Annotated in this window: 14 protein-coding genes and 1 riboswitch; of the genes, 3 read left to right on the top strand and 11 right to left on the bottom strand. The window is 60.0% G+C overall.

Annotated elements, in window-relative coordinates; all coding sequences use genetic code 11:
- Positions 1–42: 42 nt before the first annotated feature.
- On the top strand, positions 43–930 hold the full coding sequence (locus JZX87_RS14580; protein WP_206826409.1) for a YicC/YloC family endoribonuclease: 888 nt from the start codon (positions 43–45) through the stop codon (positions 928–930).
- Between the two features lie 3 nt (positions 931–933).
- On the top strand, positions 934–1,608 hold the full coding sequence (gene gmk, locus JZX87_RS14575) for a guanylate kinase (protein WP_183827318.1): 675 nt from the start codon (positions 934–936) through the stop codon (positions 1,606–1,608).
- 119 nt (positions 1,609–1,727) lie between these two features.
- Here gmk and JZX87_RS14570 read toward each other — a convergent pair whose 3' ends face one another.
- The 5 genes from JZX87_RS14570 to JZX87_RS14550 all read right to left on the bottom strand — a co-directional run bounded on the left by JZX87_RS14570 (position 1,728) and on the right by JZX87_RS14550 (position 6,306).
- A complete protein-coding gene (locus tag JZX87_RS14570) occupies positions 1,728–2,387 on the bottom strand; it encodes a class I SAM-dependent methyltransferase (protein WP_353654197.1) in 660 nt (219 codons plus the stop codon).
- Between the two features lie 9 nt (positions 2,388–2,396).
- On the bottom strand, positions 2,397–3,158 hold the full coding sequence (locus JZX87_RS14565) for an ABC transporter ATP-binding protein (RefSeq protein ID WP_206826569.1): 762 nt from the start codon (positions 3,156–3,158) through the stop codon (positions 2,397–2,399).
- Positions 3,159–3,166: 8 nt separating this feature from the next.
- Entirely contained in the window at positions 3,167–4,120 is a 954-nt protein-coding gene (locus JZX87_RS14560; RefSeq protein WP_206826568.1) for a FecCD family ABC transporter permease, read from the bottom strand.
- Between the two features lie 74 nt (positions 4,121–4,194).
- Positions 4,195–5,208, bottom strand: coding sequence for an ABC transporter substrate-binding protein (locus JZX87_RS14555; protein ID WP_206826567.1), 1,014 nt, complete (start codon positions 5,206–5,208; stop codon positions 4,195–4,197).
- A 78-nt stretch (positions 5,209–5,286) separates the two neighbouring features.
- On the bottom strand, positions 5,287–6,306 hold the full coding sequence (locus JZX87_RS14550) for an ABC transporter substrate-binding protein (protein WP_206826407.1): 1,020 nt from the start codon (positions 6,304–6,306) through the stop codon (positions 5,287–5,289).
- Between the two features lie 146 nt (positions 6,307–6,452).
- Positions 6,453–6,648: riboswitch (cobalamin riboswitch) on the bottom strand.
- Positions 6,649–6,775: 127 nt separating this feature from the next.
- Between JZX87_RS14550 and JZX87_RS14545 the strand changes: the two genes are divergently transcribed.
- Positions 6,776–7,981, top strand: coding sequence for a GTP-binding protein (locus tag JZX87_RS14545; protein WP_206826405.1), 1,206 nt, complete (start codon positions 6,776–6,778; stop codon positions 7,979–7,981).
- Positions 7,982–8,016: 35 nt separating this feature from the next.
- Here JZX87_RS14545 and rsmA read toward each other — a convergent pair whose 3' ends face one another.
- The 6 genes from rsmA to lptF all read right to left on the bottom strand — a co-directional run bounded on the left by rsmA (position 8,017) and on the right by lptF (position 15,594).
- A complete protein-coding gene (gene rsmA, locus JZX87_RS14540; RefSeq protein ID WP_206826403.1) occupies positions 8,017–8,862 on the bottom strand; it encodes a 16S rRNA (adenine(1518)-N(6)/adenine(1519)-N(6))-dimethyltransferase RsmA in 846 nt (281 codons plus the stop codon).
- Complete coding sequence (gene pdxA, locus JZX87_RS14535; RefSeq protein WP_206826401.1) at positions 8,862–9,902, bottom strand: 4-hydroxythreonine-4-phosphate dehydrogenase PdxA; 1,041 nt, start codon at positions 9,900–9,902, stop codon at positions 8,862–8,864. The genes rsmA and pdxA overlap by 1 nt, the downstream gene beginning before the upstream one ends.
- A gap of 22 nt (positions 9,903–9,924) precedes the next feature.
- Positions 9,925–10,827 (bottom strand): SurA N-terminal domain-containing protein, encoded by a 903-nt coding sequence (locus JZX87_RS14530; RefSeq protein WP_286194704.1) that lies wholly within the window; start codon positions 10,825–10,827, stop codon positions 9,925–9,927.
- A gap of 170 nt (positions 10,828–10,997) precedes the next feature.
- A complete protein-coding gene (locus tag JZX87_RS14525) occupies positions 10,998–13,331 on the bottom strand; it encodes an LPS-assembly protein LptD (protein ID WP_206826399.1) in 2,334 nt (777 codons plus the stop codon).
- Positions 13,331–14,419, bottom strand: coding sequence for an LPS export ABC transporter permease LptG (gene lptG, locus JZX87_RS14520; protein ID WP_206826398.1), 1,089 nt, complete (start codon positions 14,417–14,419; stop codon positions 13,331–13,333). The genes JZX87_RS14525 and lptG overlap by 1 nt, the downstream gene beginning before the upstream one ends.
- Positions 14,416–15,594 (bottom strand): LPS export ABC transporter permease LptF, encoded by a 1,179-nt coding sequence (gene lptF / locus JZX87_RS14515; RefSeq protein ID WP_206826397.1) that lies wholly within the window; start codon positions 15,592–15,594, stop codon positions 14,416–14,418. Before lptF ends, lptG begins: the two co-directional genes overlap by 4 nt.
- Positions 15,595–15,838: the final 244 nt, after the last annotated feature.

Here is a 15,838-nt window from a genome sequence, read left to right as displayed (position 1 = left end):
TGCCACCGCGCCAAGCGGTGGCACGCTTATGGAGTAGATTGAATGACATTGCAGTCGATGACCGGTTTTGCCCGCAGCGAAGGTGTCAGCGGGCGTAGCCGCTTTGTCTGGGAGCTGCGATCGGTCAACGGCAAGGGACTGGATGCACGTCTGCGCCTGCCGCCTGGGCTCGAGCGGCTGGAGCCGGACACCCGCCGCATGGTCGGTGAGGCGTTTTCGCGCGGCAATATCCAGGCGTCGCTTACGATCTCGGTGGACGAGACGCGTATGGAAGCGGTCGTCAATCGCGATGCACTGGCAGCCGTACTTGCGCTGCGTGAAGAACTGAAGGACGTCATCGATCCGTCGCCGCTGCGCCTCGATACACTGATCTCGATCCGTGGCCTCGTCGATATCCGCGAGCAGGAGGATGGCGAGGATGCGCTTCTCGCCCGCGACGCGGCGATCCTGTCCGGCTTGACCACTGCGCTTGCGAACCTCAAGCGCATGCGCGAGACCGAAGGGGCGGCATTGCGCGCTGTCCTTGCAGCCCATGTGGCCCGTATCGCTGAACTGACCCATATCGTCGAGACCGATGCGTCGCGCTCGCCCGAAGAGATCGCCCGCCGCCTGAACCTCCAGCTCGACCAGATCATGCAGGACAAGGCGGCGCTCGATCGCGACCGGCTTTATGCCGAAGTGGCCCTGCTGGCGACCAAGGCGGACCTGCGCGAAGAGATCGACCGGCTGAAGGGCCATGTGGCGGCAGTCGGCGAGCTTCTGGAAAAAGGCGGGCCGATCGGCCGCAAGCTCGACTTCCTTGCACAGGAATTTAACCGGGAATCGAATACCATCTGTTCCAAATCCAATTCTGCTGCTGTAACGGCTGCAGGCATCGAACTGAAAGTCGTCATCGACCAGTTCCGCGAACAGGTCCAGAATCTGGAGTAAGAGATGAGCCCGGCCCCGACATCGTCAGACAAGGCAGATACGAAAATTGCCCGACGCGGGCTTATGCTCGTACTGTCGTCTCCCTCCGGTGCCGGAAAATCGACGATCGCTGGCAACCTGCTCAGAGACGATCATAGCCTGGAAATCTCGATCAGCGTCACGACTCGTGCGAAGCGTCCGAGCGAAATTGCCGGAAAGCACTATCACTTCATCACCATCCCGCAGTTCGAGCGCATGCGCGACAATGGCGAACTGCTGGAATGGGCCGAGGTGCACGGTAATTTCTATGGCACTCCGCGCGAGCCGGTCGAACAGGCGATGGCCGAGGGCCGTGACATGCTGTTCGATATCGACTGGCAGGGTGCGCTGCAGCTTCAGGAAAAGATGAAGGCCGATATCGTCTCGATCTTCGTCCTGCCGCCGACCATGACCGAACTTCAGTCGCGCCTGCACCGCCGTGCCGAAGACAGTGAAGAGGTGATCCGCACGCGCCTGCTGAACTCCCGTGCCGAGATCGAGCACTGGCGCGAATATGACTATGTCATCGTCAACGATGATCTCGATGAAGCTTTTGGCCACGTCAACTGCATCGTCAACGCCGAGCGCGTCCGCCGCGACCGCCGGCACGGCCTTTTCGACTTCGTCGCGACGCTGCTGACCGAAGAGCCGAAGCTCTAGTCAGAGCGGCTTTCGGCCGGATATCGCAAAACGGTGCTGCAGCGTCGAGGCAAGGCCTTTACGCGACAGAAGCTTGATGCCGCGGCTGCGGCGAATGTCGGCGAGATCCGTCTCGATCTTCAGCTCGCCAAAACCTGCAGTCCTGAAAAGCTGCAGCGTATCGTCCGCCCTGATCCCGTCCTTGAATGCACCTGGCCGACGATCCGTTCGTGATGCGCCCATTGTTCCGGCGTCAACAGGCTGTGGCCATCCTGCTGTTTGCCGAAAACGCGGTCGAGCACGGGTAGAAGCCTTTCCAGCCAGTGCTGGCGGACGAAATCGCCGTCGATGATCAGCAGGCGGCCGCCGGGTTTCAGGATGCGCAGCCAGTCGGAAAACGCCTGGTCGGGATTAGTGAGCGTCCAGACGAGATGTCGGGCAATGATGACGTCGTAAGTATTATCCGGCTCCATCGTCTCCTCCGCATCGCGGGTCAGGAACCGGATCGCGGCATTCGCCTCGTCAGACTTGCGCCTTGCACGCGCCATCATCGGCTCGGTGAAGTCCAGTCCCGTCACCTTGAAGCCGAGGCCGTGCATCAGCATCGTCATCACGCCCGTGCCGCAGGCGAGATCGAGCGCTGCTCTACCGCCTCCGTCGCCGAGATGGCGCCGGATCAGCCGGCTCCAGGCTTCGATCTCAGCATGTTTGGCGATGCCATGGCCGGGGCTGCTGTCGTAGGTTTCGGCGCGAAGGCTCCAGTAGTCGCGGATTTCGTCCTTGATCGACCAGTTCTGCATGTACCTTGCCTACATCAGAAATTGAATATGGAGACGGCCGTGATGGGCGGAGGTGGAGACATGTGCCTCGACCCCGAAGACGTCGGCGATCATCTTCTCGGTGAGGATCTCCGCGGGTGGTCCGCAGGTGACGAGTTTACCCTCCGACAGCACAGCGATCCGGTCGCAGAAACGGGCGGCAAGGTTGAGGTCGTGGATGGCCACCACCGTCGTCACCGAAAGATCCTCGACCAGCCGCAGGATGTCGATCTGGTGCTGGATGTCGAGATGATTGGTCGGCTCGTCGAGGATAAGGACCGAAGGTGACTGCGCCAGCGCCCGGGCAAGCTGAACCCGCTGCCGCTCGCCGCCCGAAAGCGTATGCCAGAACTGGTCACGCCGGTCGGTAAGGCCGACACGGCGAAGGGTATTCTCGACGATCTCGTCGTCGGCGCTTGTCCAAGGGGAAAGCGCCGAACGATGCGGCGTGCGCCCGAGCTTCACCACATCCAGCACCGTTACATTTGCCTCGGTCATCGAATGCTGTTCGACGACGGCGACACGGCGGGCAAGCTCGCGTCGGCCGAAGCCGGCGATCTTGCGGTTGTCGAGCAGGACATCGCCCTCAGCCGGGGCCCTGAGACCCGCCAATAGACGAATGAGCGAGGATTTTCCCGAGCCGTTCGGGCCGATCAGCCCGAGGGTCTGGCCCGGTTCTACCGAGACAGAAACGCCATCGACGATGACCTTGCGGCCGGCGAGCCAGCGCACCGCATTGGCGGCGAGCATCAAGTGAGCGCTCATGCGACCCTCCTTGCCCGGTAGAGGATGACCGAGAAGAACGGCACGCCGACCAGCGCCGTGACGACGCCGATGGGAAGCACCTGCGGCGCGATGATGATGCGCGAGACGATATCGGCCACCACCATGAACAGCGCGCCGACAAGGGCGCAGGCGGGCAGGAGCCGCATATGTCCCGGCCCGACGATGAAGCGGGCGGCATGCGGGATGACCAGCCCGACGAAACCGATCGCGCCGACCATGCTGACCATGGTGGCGGTCATCAGCGCGGTGACGAGCAGCAACACGATGCGCACCCGCTGGACGGCGATGCCGAGCGAGCGGGCTGCATCCTCCCCGAAGGTGAAGGCGTCGAGCGCGCGGGAATGCCAGATGCAGACGACAAGCCCAATGCTCACGACCGACGCGGCCAGCGCCACATCCGGCCAGCGCACCCCGGCAAAGCTGCCGAGCAGCCAGAACATTACGCTGCGGGCCTGCTCGGCATTCGCCGATGTCGAGACGATGTAGGAGGTCAGCGCATTGAAGAGCTGCGAGGCCGCCACACCGGCCAGGATCGTCCTGTCCGCCGTCTGCCGTCCGCTGGCGAGCATCACGACAAAGGCGAAGGCGAGCAGTGCACCGGCAAAAGCCCCCGCCGACAGCGAGATCGCGCCTGCGCCGAAGCCGAGCAGCATGACGGACACGGCACCCGTCGAGGCGCCGGCGGATATGCCGAGCACATAGGGTTCAGCCAGCGGATTGCGTAAGAGCGACTGCAGGATCGCGCCGGAAAGCGCCAGGCCAGCGCCGCAGAAGGCGGCAACCAGCGAGCGCGACAGGCGATAATCCCAGATCACCGCTTCCTGGATACGCGGCACGGCGATATCCGTGAGGCCGAGACGGTTTGTGACTGCCGCGACCGTGGTTTTCATTGGAATGGTCATCTCGCCGATCGCAACCCCCGCCGTCATGGCGAGGAGAAGGGCGGCGACGACGAGGAGGACGCCGGCAGCGCCGGCGGTCCAGAGCCTGATGCGGGATGGCGTCACTGCAAAAGTCCAAAGCGTTCGAGGGAAGCAGCGACGGTCTCAAGGCCGGAGATCGTGCGGATGGTCGGGTTCATCGCTTGTGCATCCATCTCGACGATATGGCCTTTCTCGACGGCGTTGAGCTTGCTGACGACCGGATCAGTGGTGAGGAACTGTCTCTTTGCCACTGGATCATCGGCAGGCTGGTTGCGGCGGTCCATCGTGCCGATGACGATCACCGTCGGGTTTTCTGCGGCAATCGTTTCCCAGCCGACCAGCGGCCATTCCTGCTCCGATGCAACGATATTCGTCGCACCGAGAGCTTCGGTGATGTAACCCGAAGCGCCGTTCTTGCCGGCGACCCAGGCATCGCCTGTAACTTCCGGAGACGAGAACCAGTAGACGAGGCTGACATCCTTCGCCTTTTCGGCAACGCGGGCGCGCACGGCAGCTTCTCGAGCCTTGATCTCCGCGATCAGCTTTTCGCCGCGATCGGCCACATCGAAGATGCGAGAGAGTTCGTCTATCTCTTGGTAGAGGAGATCCATCGAGAACATCTTCTTGCGGGCGCCATCCGAAGCCGCGTTATCCGTCACCGCGCAATCGGTGGGGGACACGTAGCTCGGCACGCCAAGATCGGAAAACTGCTGGCGTGTGCCGACACGGCCCTGTGGCCCGACGGAGGTGAGAAACTGTGCAGCGATGAAATCCGGTTCGCGCGCGACCACGGCCTCGAAATTCGGCGTGTTGGCGGCGATGCGGTGGACCTTTTCATTATCTGCAGCAAGTTCCGGCAGAACCGGCGAGACCCAGATGGCGCTTCCCGCCATGCGGTCGGCAAGGCCGAGCATCAGCAGGATCTCGGTACTGTTCTGGCCGAGGCCCACGGCGCGTTGCGGAGCCTTTTCTATGACGACGTTCGAACCGCAATTCTCGATCGTCAGCGGGTAGCTGGTCGGGGCGGCGAATGCCGTTGAGGTGAGGGTGGTGAGGAGAAGCGCAACAAGAGCGGCGATCAGGCCGTATTTCATGTCCTGTCCTTTCGGATGACGGATGAGGTGCCGGAAAACACCGCCCGGCCGGATGGCGGGCGGTGCAGGCGGCATGGCCTAGTTCGCAAGTCCGAAGGACTGGATGCCTTTTGCAAGCGTTTCGATGCCGTCGATCGTGCGGATCGTCGGGTTCATCGACTGCGCGTCCATCATCACGAGATGCTTGTTCTTCACCGCATCGAGTTGGCTGACGACCGGGTCGTTTTCGAGGAAGGAGACTTTTACCGCCGGATCATCGGCAGCGTAGCGACGGCGGTCCATCGTGGCGATGACGATCACGGCCGGATCCGCCTGGGCGATCGTCTCCCAGCCGACCAGCGGCCATTCTTCTTCCGTCGTCACGACATTCTTGGCGCCGAGTGTCTTCAGGATATAGGCCGGGGCGCTGTTCTTGCCGGCGATGAAGGCGTCGCCCTTGGTTTCCTTGCTGGAGAACCAGAAGACGATCGGCAGGTTCTTCGCTTCCGCGCCCTTGATCGAGGCGACGGCTGCCGCTTCACGCGCCTTGAGGTCGGCGATCAGCGTGTCGCCACGATCCTGGATGTCGAAGATTTCGGCCAGTTCGGCGATTTCCCGATAGATCAGGTCCATCGTGAACAGTTCCTTGCGCACGCCGTCGCCGCCTTCAAGATTGGTCTTGGCGACGCAATCTGCCGGCGAGATATAGGTTTTGACGCCGATATCGGAGAACTGTTCGCGCTGGGCAACCGAGCCCATCGGCCCGACATACCATTCGAATTCGGCAGCGACGAGATCAGGCTCAAGCCCGACGATGGATTCGAAGCTCGGATCGTTGTCGGCAAGCCGTTTGATCTTCGCATTCGCCTCGGCATATTGCGGCAGCACAGGGCCGACCCAGACGGCCGTGCCGGCGACCTTGTCTGCAAGACCGAGCGAATAGAGGATCTCGGTCATGCCCTGACCGATGGAAACGATCTGCTTGGGTGCCTTGTCGAAGGTCACCTTCTGTCCGCAATTCTCAACCGTCAGCGGATAGCTGGTCGAGGCTGCGAATGCGGTTGCGGGAAGCGCTGCGGTGGAGACCGCAAGCAGTGCGGCGATCAAGCCGAGTTTCATGTCCTGTCCTTTCGAAGGAAATGGCTTTGCCGGGATGAAAGGCAGGACGATGCGAGGCCGCTTCTGCGGTCCACATCAAAATGGCGGGCGACGGGGTCGCTTGCGTCATATCATTCTCCCTGCCGGAACACCTCGTCCGGTATTGGTTAGGCCCAAAGCTGACGGCAGGTCTCCTGACTCGCGGCTCGAGCGCCTTGCCGTCTCCTTCCCGGTCAAAAACCAGTGGATGTGACGAAAGGCTCGCCGCTTACAGTTGCGAGGGCAGTCGCGGGCTCGGTCAAAAAGACCTCACCGCGTTCCCTTTTCATCTGCGAATGCAGAACCGTAGCGTGCCCTTGATAGGAGACACACCGGAGCTTGTCCAGTGAGCTTGCGTGATGAGCCGCTTCCAACCCGATGGCTTGACAGCGTCCCGATCACATGATGACGTAATAGTATAACGTAACAAAAGCTGCAATGGACATCTGCGATGAAAAATAGGCTCCCCGTTACCGTGCTCTCCGGTTTCCTTGGCTCCGGCAAGACGACGATGCTCAACCACATTCTCGCCAACCGGGAGGGTATGCGCGTGGCACTGATCGTCAACGACATGAGCGAGGTGAATATCGACGCCGCCCTTCTGCGTGATGGTGGTGCCAATCTGTCGCGCACTGAGGAACAACTGGTGGAGATGACCAATGGCTGCATCTGCTGCACGCTGCGCGACGATCTCCTGAAGGAGGTGCGTGCGCTCGCCGAGCAGGAGCGGTTCGATTACCTGCTGATCGAATCGACCGGTATCGCCGAACCTCTACCGGTCGCCGCCACGTTCGATTTTCGCGATGAGAACGGCCAGAGCCTTTCGGACATATCGAGACTGGACACGATGGTGACGGTGGTCGATGCCGCCAACCTGCTGAGGGATTATGGTTCCGGTGACTTCCTTGCCGATCGCGGCGAGACGGCAGGCGAGGGCGATAACCGCACCATTGTCGATCTTCTGGTCGAGCAGATCGAGTTCGCCGATGTCGTGGTGCTGAACAAGATCGGCACCGCGACGCCGGACGAACGCGACGCTGCGCGAAAAATCATCGTGGCGCTCAATCCGGATGCCAAATTGATCGAGACGGATTTTGGCAAGGTGGATCTCAGGGATGTTCTGGGCACAGGCCGTTTCGATATCGACAAGGCGGAACAGCACCCGCTCTGGTTCAAGGAACTACACGGTTTCAAGGACCACGTGCCGGAGACGGAAGAATACGGCATCCGCTCCTTCGTCTACCGCGCCAGAAGGCCTTTCGACCCGGCCAGGTTCCAGCGCTTCATCGACAGGCCGTGGCCGGGTGTCGTCCGCGCCAAGGGCTTCTGCTGGCTGGCGACACGCCCGCACTTCGTCGGCGAGATCAGCCAGGCGGGTGCACTGGTTCGCACTGGTAGAACGGGACTCTGGTGGTCGGCGGTGCCGAAGGAACGCTGGCCGCAGACGCCGGAATTCGCCGAGATGATGAAGCCCTATCTGGATCCCGTCTGGGGTGACCGGCGGCAGGAGATCGTCTTCATCGGCGCTGATCCGATGGATGAGCAGAATATCCGGGCCGAGCTGGATAGCTGTCTGGTCGACGCCCCGGCATTCACCCCGGAACTCTGGACGAATTTACCCGATCCCTTCGCAAGCTGGGAACGCAAGGCGTCGTGAACTGAGGCTGTGTTGATCGCCGTGGCCGACGCGCCTTAAAGCGCGTTGGCCAATGCAACGAATTCCTCGACGGAAAGCGTCTCTGCGCGGCGCTGAGGATCGATACCGACCTTGTTGAGCAGCGTTTCGCCGCCGACCGGCTTCAGGCTCTGGCGCAGCATCTTGCGGCGCTGGCCGAAGGCAGCGTGGGTGATGCGTTCCAGCTTGTTGACGTCGCAGGGCAGGGGATTGGCCTTCGGGATCAGGTGTACGACGGTCGACGTCACTTTCGGCGGTGGTGAGAAAGCCTGGGGCGGCACGTCGAACACCATATGCGCATCCGTGCGCCAGCCGCAGATCACGCCGAGCCGGCCGTAATGATCGTCTTCCTCGTCCGCGACGATGCGCAGGCCGACTTCCTTCTGGAACATCAGCGTCAGGCTTTCCCAGAAGGGAGGCCATTTGCCGTCTTCCGGAAGCAGCCAGTTGATGAGCAGTTGCGTGCCGACATTATAGGGCAGGTTGGCAATGATCCTGACCGGTCCGCCATCGGCCTTTTCTGCCGCAAGACCCGCGAAATCGGTCTTCAGCGCATCGCCTTCGATGACTTCTAGACGACCCGGGTAAAAATTGGAGACTTCCGCAAGCACCGGCAGCGCCCGTGCATCGCGTTCCACTGCGATCACCTTCTTCGCGCCAAGCGCAAGAATGGAGCGAGTGAGTCCGCCCGGCCCGGGGCCGACCTCGAATACCGTCACACCTTCGAGCGAACCCGCCGAGCGCGCGATCTTCTGGGTGAGGTTGAGGTCGAAGAGAAAATTCTGGCCAAGCGATTTTTTCGCATCCAGCCCATGGCGCTGGATGACGTCGCGAAGCGGCGGGAGTCCGTCAAGTGTTGCCATCAGACGGTTACGCCAAATGTGGGAGTTTTTGCCTGTGTATTCGTCGCCAGTTCGGCTGCGAGCTTCAGTGCTGCAACGAGGCTCGTCTCGCGCGCCACGCCTTGACCGGCAATGCCGAATGCCGTGCCGTGGTCGGGGGACGTACGGATGAAGGGAAGGCCAAGCGTCACATTGACCGACGTGTCGAAGCCCAGCGCCTTCGCCGGGATCAGTGCCTGATCGTGATACATGCAGACCGCGACGTCATAACGTGAGCGTGCTTCGTCATGAAACATCGTATCCGCCGGCAGCGGCCCAAACACATGCAGACCCTCGTCACGCAATCTGACGATGGCAGGATGAATGATCTCCTGATCCTCAACACCAATCGCGCCATCTTCGCCCGCATGCGGATTGATGCCTGCAACGGCAATACGCGGCTTCGCGATGCCGAAACGGTTCTTCAAATCCTCATTGGTGACACGGCAGGTGTCGACGATAAGGTCTTCCGTCAGCGCAGTGGGTACATCCTTGAGCGGGATATGGATCGTCACGGGGATGGCACGCAGCTTCGGCCCGGCAAGCATCATCACCGGCAGATAGGATCGACTCGTTACCTTTTGCGCGAGGTCGGCGAGAAATTCCGTGTGACCCGGAAATTTGAAACCGGATTGATAGAGAATCGATTTCGCGATCGGGTTGGTGACGACTGCCGAGGCTCTGCCGGAAAAGCAAAGATCGACTGCGATCTCGATCGACGAAATTGTGCCGCGGGCGGTCGCCACATGCGGCTCGCCGGCGGCGACTTCGACGCCCGATGAAATGGGCAATACGGGGATGGCATGATCAAAGACCGATACCGCCGTTTCCGCAGTAGCCTCGCGGATCGATACATCGAGATCGAGCAAAGCAGCGCGAGACTTCAGAACCTCAGGATCGCCGATGAAAAGGAAAGGCGGCAGGCCGGTTTCCCGCCGCGCCGCCCATGCAGCCAAGGTAATATCCGGGCCGATCCCTGCAGGATCGCCCTGGGTCAATGCAAGCGGGCGGTCGGGCGCCATGATAACTCCGGAATGCCTTGGGTCAGCGACGATCGATCTGCGCCTTGGAGCGCAACTCGTCGAGATATTTCTTGTCGTTCGGATTGGTGCCGCTCTTCTCGGATTTGCCAAGGTCTTCGGCACGGAACACGGCTTCCGCGGCAACGTCGTCGGAAACCTGACGCTGGTTGCAGATCGCAAGAAACTCGACGCCACGTTCAGTGATCTTGGTAGCAGTCGTCCCATTTGGGGACGCCTTTTCGATCAGTGGTTTCCAGTCATCCGGCAGGTTGGGTGTCATGACGCGGCCGAGGTCGCGAACGGATACGTCCATCATAGTCGCCGCAAAATCCTTTGCCTGATCGCAGCCCGGGAATTTCGACCGGGATGCTTCCGCTTCCGATTTGCGCTTGTTGATGATCGCATTGCGCTTTGCCGGCGGAACAACGAAGATGATCTGCTTCAGGAAGTATTCGGTGGTGACCGGCTTTTCCTTGCTCTCCATCATCCGGGTGACCAGCTCCTGGCTGGACATGCGGCTGCCGCCGCCGCCATAACGAGCGTTGAGCAGCCGCGGCCAGCTCATCTGCACGGCGATGAAATTCTTGAAATGCTGTGATGTCACGCCAGCCTGATCGAGGATCTTGCCCATCTGGTCAGGTGTCATCTTGTTGCTGGCAGCAAACCGCGCGAAGGACGCATCGACATCGTCGGTGCTGACGGACATCTTGACGCGAGCGATCTCCTGACGCTTCAGCGTCTCGTCGATCAGCTGTTCACGCGCAGTATTGCTGTCGGCCTTCTGGCGCTGCAAACGAAGGAAAGCCACCCGACGTGCAACGTCGGCAGTGGTGATCGGCGTGCGGTTGACCACTGCGGCAACACCGCTGGTCTGGGCTGCCGCCACGATGGGATCGACGACGAGCGAAGCCGCCAGTGCAGCCATGGCTATCGCCAGTCTGCGCGTTCCGATCACTCCAAACATCAGTCCACTCCTCTTGCGCTCGGACTTGTCATGCGACTTGCGGGTCGCCTTTTACTATAAGCGTGCCCGAATGCGCAATCGTTGCGGCAAAACCATGACGGCGCCATCAGAGCGCCGTCAATTCTGCGCGATCAATAACGGAAAGTCTGTTGTTTGTCGTAATCGCTTGTCGATCCGATATTCACGTCGCCGAGCGTTCTGAAGCTCAGGCGTGCGCCGATGCTCCAGTCGTTCGCCTTGCTCGAGTCTGTCTTCTCGGTATAGGCGATCGTGAAGATCGTGCACTCGTCCGCATAGCTGAAGCCCAGCCCACGGCGCGTGACTTCGTTGTCGTCCAGATCCCACGTCGCCTTGCCGGAAATCGACCAGTTCTCGTTGATACGGAAGCTCATCGACTTTTCAAGGATATTGGTCGAGCTGGTGGAGCCATAGTCAGGCTGAGCCTCGACCTTGGTGTAGACGAGCTTTCCGGTGACGCGAGGCGTCTTGTAGTCGAAGCCGACATCGGTACGGCGGATATCAAACGTATCCTTGTCGAACCGGGTGTTCGTGGACAGGCTGAAACCCTGCGGCAGGTCGATCGCCGCCATTGCGACAAAGTCCGACACGTCGTTTTCAAGACCCGAATTGGCGCCTGCATTGACGAGATCGGCGCTGGCGAAAGAGTTCTCGCCGGCGAGCTGATAGGACTGGCCGAAAATGCCGCGGAGGCCCACACCGTTATCGAACGAGCCTGTATATCGGATACCGACATTGGCACGTGTGCCGCCTTCGATCCGGTCATAACCGGAAAATTTGTCGCGTTCGAACAGGCTTGTCGCGTCAAAGACGAAGCTCTGTGCATCTTCGTTCGGCAGGCCGCCCGCCATCTGCTCGTCGGGACGGGCATAAATCTGCGCTATCGGCTCGATGATATGGCTGCTGCTGCCGGCCGTGATCAGGAACGGGTAGCGAGCTTCAAGACCTGCGGTCGCCATGTAACGCCCGCTCGGATCGTCTTCCAGCGAACCGGAATAAGGACCGCCGGCGCCGGATGAGGTGCTGCGCAGGCCATCGCCGCGCAATGCCAGCAACGGTGTCAGCTGCAGTCCCTGATCCGTCGTGATCGTGCGCTTCCATTCCGCTTCTGTGGTGAAACGGGTGTAGCTGCCTTCAAGCCCCGGGAACCGATAACTGTCGACGCCCTCGAGGTAGGTGTCCTCTGCGCGTCGCGAAAGGTTTGTCAGGTTGGCATTGATCGACAGCTGGCCGCCGAAGATAGGTTCAGGCGCAAACCAGCTGTAGTCGAGAACTGGGTATACGATGGCTTGCTGACGTTCCAGCAAGCTGGTTTCCGCATTGTCCTGCTCATCGAAATAATAGCTGTGCAGATCGAAATAGTTCCGCGTGCCGAGCCCGGTTAGGTAGACGTCGTTGGTGAACGTTTCCTTGTCGAACCCGTCGATGTTGTAGGTGCGCGAGAAGTTGTTGTCGCTCTGCACCATCACATCCCAGCCGAATGTCCAGCGCGGGTTTATATGGAATTCGCCCCTGGAGGCGCCCATGATGCGGTTGTCGGATTCCCGATCCGCAGTTCCGGCTGCAAACGAACCGGAGTTCTGCTGGTTGATGCCGGCGAATCGGAACGTGTGCTCGCCGGTTTCGAACTTGTTGCGGATCTCACCTTCGACGAGCAGGCCCTGATTGCTGTAATACGTAGGTGTCAGCGTGGCATCCATGCTTGGCGAGAAGACATGGTAATATGGGACGCTTATCCCGAAGCCGAGATTATCGTCGGCGCTGAACCGTGGGAACAGAAGGCCAGACTTACGCTCGACGGTTTCGTCGGGAACGGTGATCGGGAACGGCAGCCGACCGAGCGACATTCCGAACAACTCGAACTGAGCGTTTTCCAGCCGGATCGTGTGGGTTTGGCCGTTGCGAATCACACGCTGCGCTTTGACCTGCCACAACGGGGCTTTGCCTGGCGTCTGGGCGCAAGGAAGGCATGCGGTATAGACGGTATTGTTGAGTACCATCACGTCGCCGCTTTGCCGCTCGGCGCTTTCCGCTGCAAGGCGCGTATTATCGGTCGTCTCGACACGCAGGGAATTCAGGAAACCCTGACCGAAATCGTCGGTAACGTCCAGCTCTTCGGCATAGACGCGCGTTCCGCCCGGCTCGATGAGCTCGATATTGCCGGACGCCATGACGCGTCCGCTCTTCTGGTCATATTCGACCCGCTGGGCGACCATGCGGTAACGATTGTAATAAATCTGCACACCGCCGCGGGCGGTGACGCGCTGAGCATCCTGATTATAGGTGAGCTCGTTGGCACGCAGAAGCATCTTCGCGTCGTCCGATTGGACAGGCACGAGACCTTGCGCATGCACGACATTCGTCGTGAAGCCACATACGAACGCAGACACACCTGTCAGCAGAGCGGCGGCAAGCCGTCTTATATTTCTGCGGTTACTGACCGCCACTAGCCGTCCTCCTGATGAAGCAAGATCGTAGCCCCCAATGCCGTTGCGACGATGACTGGTATCCAGACCGCCACTGACGGAGGAATCGCTCCGCTGCTTCCGAACGCTTTTACAAGCACGCTGACGACATAAAGCACGAAGCCGGAAACTATTCCACCCAGAATCATAGAGCGGGACTGGGCGAAGCGACTGAATTTTAACGAGACTGTTGCAGCAATGAGAGTCATGGCTACAAGCAGTATAGGCAACGATAGAAGCGAGTGAAACTGCGTTTCCAGCGCCTTGGTAGAGATGCCGAACGAGCGGCTGACCTCGATCTTTCGCGAAAGCTCAAAGAACGCAACGGTTTCCGGCTGCGACAAGCTCTCCTGAATGTATTCCTGTTTCAGATTGGTACGCACCCGTTCCGTTGGCTTGCGAACAGGAATTTCACCGGGCCGATTCTCCAAAACGTCGTTAAGAAGCCAGTAACCATTTTCGAGTTTTGCTGTGCGCGCATCCTGTCGCATGGTGACCGAGCCGCTCTTGTCGAAGTGGAAAACCACTACGTCGATCAGCTCGGTGCCACTGTCTCGGTAGCTCTTGCCGCCGATTATCACATCCTCGTCGCCGCTGATCTGGCGAATCCAGGGAACGAACTTGCTGGCTTTGGCCCGATTGCTCGATTGGCGCCAGGACGTCTCCATCGATGCCGATTCGCGCTGACCCCACGCGCCGAGCGGGTTGATGACCGTGAGCGTCAGGATGCCGATCAGGAAAGAGCCGACAATGAACGGGAATATGAATTGCCAGACGGAAATCCCTGCCGCGCGAGTAACGACCAACTCATAACGACGGTTCAGCGAAATGAGCACGGTCATGCCGATGAAAAGGCTGAGCGTCGGGATGGTCTGTTGCAGGATCGAGGGCAGACGCAGAGCAGTCATGCCGAGCGCGCCGAAAATGCTGTAGTCGGTCAGACCGGAAAGCCTGCGTGTCGTTTCACTGAAATCAGCGAGGAAGATAATGGCGCTGACGCCGAGCATGAACCAGAACGCGGTAATCACATAACGGCGGAAAAAGTACCGCCCAAGCGTGGAAAAGATCATGCGGCGCCTCCGCCGCCGGTGCCTGTCGAACGCGTGAAGCGCTGTTGAAGCACGCGCGTCAGGCGCGTAACGCTTGTGTTGAATATGCTTGGCATATGGAACTGCCTGTTTGTTGCAAGCATGTAGATGGCGATGGCCGATGCAACAAGCGGAACCGCATAGACGGCAGGGATGTAGGAGGCACTGCGTTCCGTAAGGTTGGTGAACGAGAAGCCGAGCCAGCGTAGGCCGAACGCAACAACCAGTGCGTAGATCATCGGGTGGACCCGCGCCTGGCGGTGGGAACGACTGCTGCCTGCAACGACCAGTGAAATCAGGCCGAAGGTCACGACATAAGCCCAGTCCGAAAGCCTGCGGTGCAGTTCAGAGCGGAAGCTTTCCGGAGATCTCTTGAAGGCCGCATCTTCGGGGTCGGGATCGAGCAGGTAACTAAGTGGCCGGTCGGCGGCATAAAGGGGAAGCCCGCCCTCGGACTTCGTCATGGCCGAGAGGTCGAAAGCATAGGAATCGAATCGAATGATCGAAATGCGGCCATCCGGGGTTTTACGGTGAACCTCTCCGTCGCGCATGGTCAGAGACGTGCCGCCCGGATCGACCGAGCCTTCCTTCGCATAATAGATGAGATCGGAATTCGGATCGCGGTAGTCGACGACGAAAAGGCCCTTGAGCAGGCGTCCGGAATGTCTTTCCGAGATCTGCACGTACAATCCGTCCTCGATGCTGCGGAAGGTCTTTTCTTCGATGACCGATGACAGAAGGTCGGCATAGGCAGCGGCGACCATCTGGCGCGCGCCCAGCCGCGAGACGGGTTCAAGGAAGTTTGTAACCGAAAAGGAAACGATGCCGAGCACGACGGCCAGCCCGATGATCGGCCGATAAATGATGCTGCGGCTGGCGCCTGCCGCGTCGATAACCGGCAGCTCCGAGTCGTTGTTCATCGCTGTCAGCGTCTGGGTGATGCCGATGACGAAGGCAAACGGCATCACGACCGGCAGGATCGTCGGCAGGATATAGCTGGCAAGCAGCATGAACGAGCCCATCGACTGGCCCGTGTCCGTGACCAGATTGATACGCCCCAGCACCTGAATGGTCCAGATGATCGTAAGCACTGGAATGAGTGCCACCAGGAACATCTGGCATATCCGGCGCAATATGTAAGTTTCGAGAAGCTTCATTCCCGTCCGACATTTTGCTGCTCCGCCATCCCATGATGACGCTGAGCCTATCTATGTGATCGATGAGGTCTTTGCGACAGATGCCACGTCACAAAAATGTTGGCTAGCCGACTTTTATTTTTTGTTGTGACATTTCAAAACGGGTGACATTCGCCCGCAGACAGCCAAGCCTTGCCTTGCCGGGGTTGCCTTCGTGGCCGAAAGGGTGAAGATCGGGCCATGTGCGTATAAAAAGACGTGGAGT

The organism is Agrobacterium sp. Ap1 (assembly GCF_017313375.1).
GTDB classification, from domain to species: Bacteria; Pseudomonadota; Alphaproteobacteria; order Rhizobiales; family Rhizobiaceae; genus Neorhizobium; species Neorhizobium cellulosilyticum.
This window is presented reverse-complemented; position numbering and strand designations above follow the sequence as displayed.

Excerpts from the sequence above, each read along its gene's own strand:
- JZX87_RS14580 (WP_206826409.1), top strand. The coding sequence starts at position 43 with ATGACATTGCAGTCGATGACCGGTTTTGCCCGCAGCGAAGGTGTCAGC.
- gmk (WP_183827318.1), top strand. The coding sequence starts at position 934 with ATGAGCCCGGCCCCGACATCGTCAGACAAGGCAGATACGAAAATTGCC.
- JZX87_RS14570 (WP_353654197.1), bottom strand. The coding sequence starts at position 2,387 with ATGCAGAACTGGTCGATCAAGGACGAAATCCGCGACTACTGGAGCCTT.
- JZX87_RS14560 (WP_206826568.1), bottom strand. The coding sequence starts at position 4,120 with ATGACGGCGGGGGTTGCGATCGGCGAGATGACCATTCCAATGAAAACC.
- JZX87_RS14555 (WP_206826567.1), bottom strand. The coding sequence starts at position 5,208 with ATGAAATACGGCCTGATCGCCGCTCTTGTTGCGCTTCTCCTCACCACC.
- JZX87_RS14550 (WP_206826407.1), bottom strand. The coding sequence starts at position 6,306 with ATGAAACTCGGCTTGATCGCCGCACTGCTTGCGGTCTCCACCGCAGCG.
- JZX87_RS14545 (WP_206826405.1), top strand. The coding sequence starts at position 6,776 with ATGAAAAATAGGCTCCCCGTTACCGTGCTCTCCGGTTTCCTTGGCTCC.
- rsmA (WP_206826403.1), bottom strand. The coding sequence starts at position 8,862 with ATGGCAACACTTGACGGACTCCCGCCGCTTCGCGACGTCATCCAGCGC.
- pdxA (WP_206826401.1), bottom strand. The coding sequence starts at position 9,902 with ATGGCGCCCGACCGCCCGCTTGCATTGACCCAGGGCGATCCTGCAGGG.
- JZX87_RS14530 (WP_286194704.1), bottom strand. The coding sequence starts at position 10,827 with ATGGCTGCACTGGCGGCTTCGCTCGTCGTCGATCCCATCGTGGCGGCA.
- lptG (WP_206826398.1), bottom strand. The coding sequence starts at position 14,419 with ATGATCTTTTCCACGCTTGGGCGGTACTTTTTCCGCCGTTATGTGATT.
- lptF (WP_206826397.1), bottom strand. The coding sequence starts at position 15,594 with ATGAAGCTTCTCGAAACTTACATATTGCGCCGGATATGCCAGATGTTC.